The organism is Acidimicrobiales bacterium, from assembly GCA_036491125.1.
Taxonomy (GTDB): domain Bacteria; phylum Actinomycetota; class Acidimicrobiia; order Acidimicrobiales; family AC-9; genus AC-9.
Window position 1 is genome coordinate 1 of the sequence record DASXCO010000242.1, and the last position, 2,429, is coordinate 2,429.

Here is a 2,429-nt window from a genome sequence, read left to right on the forward strand (position 1 = left end):
GTGGGCGCTGAGGGACTCGAACCCCCGACCTGCTGGTTGTAAGCCAGCTGCTCTGACCAGGCTGAGCTAAGCGCCCGACGATTTGTCGTAGACCCACCACTACGTCATACACTCTCCGCCACGTTTGGGAAGCGATCCACCAGGTTAGTAATGCAGTGCCAACGGCGAGCACCCCAGCAATCTTCGCACTACGGACGTTGCCGACATGCATGATGCAGACCAGTTGATCAATCCGCTCGGGCCCGCGCCCCGGTTCGCGACCACCTTTCGAGGCTACGACCGGAGTCAGGTCGACTCGTGGCTCCGAGACCACGCGGGCGAGCTGGCGGAGGTCGTTGACCCTCTTGCCGCGACCACCCGTCGACAACAAGCCCTCGAGTCACGGTTGGCCGAGCTCCAGCTCGAGTCGTCAACCGCACCAGACCCGGCAGACGAGCTATCACCGCAGTCGCTCGCCGCCTTCGTTCTCGGCCGGGCTGACGACATCGCCAGCGAGCTGCCCGACCACATCGTCCGAGACGCCGAGACGGAGCGGCGGCAACTCGAGACGACGAGCACGCGGGCGATCCAGATCGCTCGTGCCCGGTCGGCTCAGATCATCGGCGCGGCGCAACGTGATCTCGACCGCGTCGCCTCGAGCGTCGACGAGGCTCGCAGGCAGATCGAGGTGCTCCGCGAGCAGGCCGACGCCACGGCGAGGGCGAGGGTGCAGCGCACGTGGCAAGAGGCCTCTACTGCGATCGCCGATCTCGAGGTCGAGCTGGCGGGACTCAGGGCCGAGCGTCACGCCGTGGTCTCCGAGCTGTCCCAGCTCGAAGAGGAGATCGAGGAGTCGAGAGCACAGCTCCGCAAGAGACACGCCATCGACGTCGACGAGGTGCAGCCGCTGGACAGACTCGAGCTCCAGCCGGAGCGTCGCCGCTGGGCCCTGATGCCTGTCGAATGGTGATGGTCGCGCCCGTGGTTCGGCCGGCAGCGACAGAGCGCCTCGGGCGGCCTAGCTGCCGACCGGGACCTCGAGGGCCTCGCTCCCCGTCAGCCATGGGCGGCCGGCCGCCGCCAACGAAGACCACTTCTCGAGGTCGTCGCCACTCTGGCCCAGGTCCTCCGGAGTGGGCCCGAACCGGTCGGCCAGCGGCTGCAGGGCCGCGGTGTCGAAGTGGTAGCAGGCGGCGGCGTTGCCGCCCAACATTTGCCAGGTCTCGTCCACGGGGATGTCATGGAAGGCGCTCCGCAACCACTCGCGAGTGTGCGGCCAGGTGCCCTCGGGATGCGGGAAGTCGTTGCCCCACATGAGGTTGCCGACACCGATCTCGTAGCGTCGAGCCAGCTCCCGACGGCGGGTGTTGGAGGCCCCGATGAAGCAGTTGCGGTCGAAGTACTCGCTCGGCCGCATGCTGAGGTGCGACGTCAGCTGCTTGCCCAGCTTCTTGGCTGCGTGTTCCCGGTCGTACACGATGTCCGAGGTCCACAACAGATCGGGTGCCCAGAAGGCTCCGCACTCGGTTGTCACGAAGCTCAGCGCAGGGAAGCGCTCGAAGACCCCAGCCCAGAGCAGGAACCACAGGGGCCGGATCGACCACCACCGGACCTCGGCCACGTAGATCCCCACGTGCTCGCCGTAGGACGCCCGGTCGGCCGCCCCCGAGTGCACGTGCACCGGCATCTCCAGGTCCTCGCAGGCAGCCCAGACGGCGTCGTACTTCTTGTCGTGGTAGGGCTCGTGTGGCTGCCACATCGACGGGATCAGGATCCCGCCGCGCAGCCCCGACTTGCGCGCCCGGTGGATCTCGGTCACGGCCGCATCCACGTCGAAGATGGGCACGATGGCGACCCCGGCCCGCCGCACCAGGTTGGTCGAGCACAGCTCGGCCAGCCAGCGGTTGTGCGCACGGGCCCCGGCCATCAGCAGGTCGGTGGGGACGTCAGCAGTGGCGGCGAGGCCGGCACCGAACGGCGCCGACGCCCCGCCGGTCACGGCGTCGGCGTCGGGGAAGATGACCTCGCCGACGACCCCATCGGCGTCGAGCTCCCGGTCGCGCCGGGCGGCGTCCCAACCTCCGCGCAGGCCTTCGGCGTTCTCGCTCTCCCACTCCTCGGCGAACTCCTCGTTCCGCAGCCCCCGCTCGGCCAGGTCGGCCTCGACCGCGGCGCGCGCCGTGAGGTATTGCCCGAACGGCTCCCGATACTCAGGGTCCAGCCACTCCCGGTACTCCTCGCTGGGCAGCCCGGCATGGCAGTCCGACGAGATCACCATGTACCTGCTCATGCGTGTGCTCCTTCCGCGGACACCAGCGGCGTCGTCATCCCGGTACCGCCCGCAGGTAGGTCGGGTTCTCCCGCTTCAGCATCGACTCGGCCCGACCCTGGATCTGGCTGTCGGTCTGGGCGCTCGAGGGCAGGATCCAGAAGTCACGGGCCACGACGGC

2 protein-coding genes and 1 tRNA gene are annotated in these 2,429 nt (G+C 68.6%); 1 reads left to right on the plus strand and 2 read right to left on the minus strand.

The window, feature by feature from the left end; translation table 11 throughout:
• Window position 1: 1 nt before the first annotated feature.
• Window positions 2-76, minus strand: a tRNA-Val gene (locus VGF64_18570).
• A gap of 129 nt (window positions 77-205) precedes the next feature.
• On the opposite strand from VGF64_18570, the gene VGF64_18575 reads away from it, so the two are divergent.
• Entirely contained in the window at window positions 206-949 is a 744-nt protein-coding gene (locus VGF64_18575) for a hypothetical protein (GenBank protein HEY1636765.1), read from the plus strand.
• Window positions 950-997: 48 nt separating this feature from the next.
• Here VGF64_18575 and VGF64_18580 read toward each other — a convergent pair whose 3' ends face one another.
• Complete coding sequence (locus tag VGF64_18580) at window positions 998-2,269, minus strand: amidohydrolase family protein (GenBank protein HEY1636766.1); 1,272 nt, start codon at window positions 2,267-2,269, stop codon at window positions 998-1,000.
• Between the last annotated feature and the right edge of the window lie 160 nt (window positions 2,270-2,429).

What these genes read in the sequence shown, in the direction of transcription:
- VGF64_18580 (HEY1636766.1), bottom strand. Translation starts at nt 2,269, where the DNA reads ATGAGCAGGTACATGGTGATCTCGTCGGACTGCCATGCCGGGCTGCCC.
- VGF64_18575 (HEY1636765.1), top strand. Translation starts at nt 206, where the DNA reads ATGCATGATGCAGACCAGTTGATCAATCCGCTCGGGCCCGCGCCCCGG.